The 1,466-nt window shown below is 42.6% G+C and carries 1 protein-coding gene and 1 pseudogene; both read right to left on the bottom strand.

Translation table 11 applies throughout. The features are described 5' to 3' along the window. Window positions 1-165: pseudogene (locus C1642_RS05985) on the bottom strand (urease accessory protein UreE); the annotation flags it as partial. Between the two features lie 69 nt (window positions 166-234). Beyond that, a partial coding sequence (gene ureC, locus C1642_RS05990; RefSeq protein ID WP_103236062.1) for an urease subunit alpha occupies window positions 235-1,466 on the bottom strand: 1,232 nt, incomplete at its 5' end.

Consider the following 1,466-nt stretch of genomic DNA (forward strand, 5'->3'; position numbering starts at 1 on the left):
ACCACTACGCAAAATGCCAGTACGAGGCAAATCCGCACCGATATCTACGCCACTTGCTAAAGCCGCTCGAAAACGTGATTTTTGTCGGGTATCAAACGTTAGCTCAACCGTTTCAAATGCCTGATCAGGAGAAATATCTTCAAGACGCTGGGTGTAAATTTTCATTTAGCTTTTCTCTCCTTACTTATTTCTTTCATATATAAGGTAATGAGGCAAATCACCTCTATAAACTCATTAAAACAAGAAATAACGTTGTGCCATTGGTAATACGTCAGCAGGTTCACACGTTAATAATTCACCATCGGCCCGCACCTCGTAAGTCTCAGGATGAACCTGCATAACAGGACAATATGTATTGTGTTTCATATCGGCTTTGGTAATTGAACGCGTGTTTTTACAGGGACTGATTAACTTTTTAAGGTTTAGCTTCTCAGCAACTTTTTTATCAATTGCGACTTGAGATAAAAAGGTAATACAGGTGTTATGTACACCACGTGGATAAGCACCAAACATTGGGCGATAATGCACTGGTTGAGGTGTAGGAATTGAAGCATTAATGTCACCCATTGGCGCTGCTGCAATCATGCCACCTTTAATGATCATGGAAGGTTTCACGCCAAAAAACGCAGGCTTCCATAACACTAAATCAGCAAGTTTTCCGACTTCAACCGAACCAATTTCATGGCTTAAACCATGGGTAATTGCCGGGTTAATTGTATATTTGGCAATGTAGCGTTTAACGCGATTGTTATCATGAAACTCATTATCACCCTCTAATGGGCCACGTTGTACTTTCATTTTGTGGGCAGTTTGCCAAGTTCGTAAAATCACTTCACCCACACGTCCCATTGCCTGAGAGTCAGATGACATCATGGCAATTGCGCCTAAGTCTTGTAAAATATCTTCAGCAGCAATGGTTTCACGACGAATACGACTTTCTGCAAAAGCAATATCTTCAGCAATTGCTGGGTCTAAATGGTGGCATACCATGAGCATATCTAAATGCTCATCAATGGTATTGATCGTGTAAGGTCGTGTTGGGTTGGTCGAAGATGGCAAGACATTACTTTGCCCAATTGCTTTTAAAATATCGGGAGCATGCCCGCCGCCCGCACCTTCGGTATGGTACGTATGAATCGTACGGTCTTTAAATGCCGCTAGCGTTTCTTCTAAAAAACCACCTTCATTCAATGTATCCGTATGAATTGCGACCTGTACATCATACTCATCTGCAACGCTCAAACAGTTATCAATAGCCGCAGGTGTTGAACCCCAATCTTCGTGTAGTTTTAACCCAATTACTCCTGCTTTAATTTGCTCGCGAATGGGGTCAGGTAAACTTAAATTCCCTTTACCCAATAGACCAATATTCATAGGCAAATCATCAATCGCCTGCAACATGGTCGCAATATGCCAAGGCCCTGGAGTCACTGTCGTTGCCGAAGTACCTGCCGCAGGTCCTGTCC

This window comes from Acinetobacter sp. AKBS16 (assembly GCF_002899995.1).
Lineage (GTDB): Bacteria > Pseudomonadota > Gammaproteobacteria > Pseudomonadales > Moraxellaceae > Acinetobacter > Acinetobacter baumannii.